The following is a 2,312-nucleotide window of genomic DNA, read 5'->3' on the forward strand; positions in this document are numbered from 1 at the left end:
CGTCGCCGACGACGGTCAGCTCGCCGTCGAACCCGGCCTCGCGGAGGGCGCCGGCCGCGGTGACCCCGGCGATGCCGTTGCCGACGACGACCACCCGGCGGACGGCGGCGCCCTTCACGCGATCCTCAGCGCGGCGACGGGACAGACGCGGACGGCGGCGCCGGCCAGGGCGGCGTCGGCCTCGCCGACCTCCTCGCGGTCCAGCACCAGCTCGCCGTCGTCGTCGAGGTGCATCAGCTCCGGGGCGGCCTCCTCGCACAGCCCGTGGCCCTCGCAGCGGGGGCGGTCGAGAACGATCCTCATGCGGGGACCACCTCCAGGACGGGGAGCTTCTCGATGCTCCGGGTGACATTGGCGGGAACGCGGACCTCCGGCCCCACGACGAGCCGCCCGACCCGCCGGGCGAGCGCACCGATCACGGCGTGGGCCTCCAGGCGCGCGAGTCCCTGACCGGCGCAGCCGTGCGGGCCGTAGCCGAACGACAGGTGGTCGGTGGGGTTGCGCCCGACCAGGAACGCGTCCGGGTCCTCGTAGTGCCGCGGGTCGCGGTTGCCGGCGCCGAGCAGGACCGCGATCTGCGCGCCCGCGGGGATGCGGACGCCCGCGATCTCGACCTCCCTGGTGACGCGGCGGCCCCAGGCGTTGATCGGAGGCCAGAACCGCAGCACCTCGTTGAACGCCGCCGGCACCAGCGCCGGGTTCGCGCGCACCCGTGCGAGCTGGTCGGGGTGCGCGGCGAACAGCGCGACGATGTTGCCGATGGCGGCCACCGTGCTGTCGACGCCGGCGCCCAGGTACTGGTGGATGATGTGCCCGGCGGTGTTCTCGGGGACGGCGCCCCGCGCCTCGGCGTCGAAGATGCCGCGCCCCACCGACCCCTCGGCGAGGTCCTCCGCCCGCACCCCGGAGCACCAGCCGTACAGTTCGCCGGCGACGGGGAAGCTCTCCACCGTGCGCCGGTTCATCGGGCCGAGGACCTGCATGGCGGCCTGGCCCCAGCGCAGCATGTTCTCGCGCGCGTGGCCGGTGAAGCCGATCAGGTCGGCGACGACCTCCAGCGGGAAGGCGCGGGCGAGGGCGTCGATCGCCTCGAACGAGCCGGTCCGGACGAGCTCGGCGACCAGGGCGTCCGCCTTCTCCTCGATCCGCCCCTTGAGACCGCGCAGCGCCCGCGGCGACAGGTTCTCGGTGAGGGTGGCGCGCAGCAGGGTGTGCACCGGCGGGTCGGAGGCCAGCGAGGTGCCGGTGAGCGCCTCGTTCGCCGTCGGATTGAAGGCGATCGACGCCGAGGAGAACGACTCCCAGTCCGCGAGCGCGTCGCGGATCACGTCGTAGCGGGTCAGGGCGTGGACGTCGTTGGCGGGGAGCCGGACCACGGGGCCCTGCTCCCGCAGCTCGGCGTAGGCCGGGTAGGGGTCGAGGAGGACCTCGTCGCAGAAGAGGTCGACGTCGCAGACGGGTGGGTTGCTCATGCCGACCCAGTGAAGTGGCCGGCATGTCATTGAACAAATGAATGATGCGCATGCCTCTCCATGCGTGTGGCGCATGCCGACGCGTGGCCGCGCGGGGCGCTGACGGATCCCGTCAGCGCAACCCCCGCGTAACCAAATTTTTCGTGGCGTTCATTTCATTGACGCAATGTAAAGCGAATGGCTAGCGTGACGGCAGCCACAGGGCGCGTCCAGCGCGCCCACACCGGACACGTGAGGCAAGGCATGAGCGTCAGTACCCCCACCGTGAACACCGTCCTCGGCCCGGTCGCAGCAGACGAGCTCGGCGTGGTCGCCGTCCACGAGGCGCTGCTCTCGGTGCTCCCGGGGGCGCAGTACGCCTACGACGTCGCCATCGACCGGGCCGAGGTCTTCGCCCGGCTCAAGGCCGGGCTGACCGGGTTCCGCGAGGCCGGCGGCGGCACCGTCGTCGACGCCACGGGCCAGTTCCACGGCCGTGACCCGAAGCTCCTGGAGGCCCTGTCGCGCTCGACCGGCGTGCACATCGTCGCCTCCACCGGCCAGGGACCCGAGGAACTGCTCGGCGGCTACTTCCTCACCCCGCAGACCGACCCGCCGACGCCCTGGCCGGCCGAGAAGTGGGCCGACCTGTTCGGCAGGGAGATCACCGAGGGCATGGTCGTGCCGCGCGTCGAACGCCGCGCGCCGGCCGGTCTGATCGCCACCGCCGTCACCCGCTCCGGAGCCACCGCCACCGACACCGAACTGCTCCGGGGCGCCGCCCGGGCCGCGCTCGCCACCGGCGTGGCGGTCTCCTTCCGTCACGGCGGCGACGCCCTGGCCGAACTCGACGTCGTCCTC

General features: G+C 73.1%; 2 protein-coding genes and 1 pseudogene. 1 reads left to right on the top strand and 2 read right to left on the bottom strand.

From position 1 onward, the window contains the following. Positions 1–114 precede the first annotated feature (114 nt). The gene (locus HW445_RS27455) at positions 115–303 is read right to left on the bottom strand and encodes a ferredoxin (protein WP_180223568.1); all 189 of its coding nucleotides are present in this window, start codon (positions 301–303) and stop codon (positions 115–117) included. Continuing rightward, entirely contained in the window at positions 300–1,472 is a 1,173-nt protein-coding gene (locus tag HW445_RS27460; RefSeq protein WP_180223569.1) for a cytochrome P450, read from the bottom strand. The genes HW445_RS27455 and HW445_RS27460 overlap by 4 nt, the downstream gene beginning before the upstream one ends. A gap of 243 nt (positions 1,473–1,715) precedes the next feature. On the opposite strand from HW445_RS27460, the pseudogene HW445_RS27465 reads away from it, so the two are divergent. After that, positions 1,716–2,312 (top strand): annotated as a pseudogene (locus tag HW445_RS27465) (phosphotriesterase); the annotation flags it as partial.

This window comes from Streptomyces sp. UH6, from assembly GCF_013421635.1.
Classification (GTDB): Bacteria; Actinomycetota; Actinomycetes; order Streptomycetales; family Streptomycetaceae; genus Streptomyces; species Streptomyces abyssomicinicus.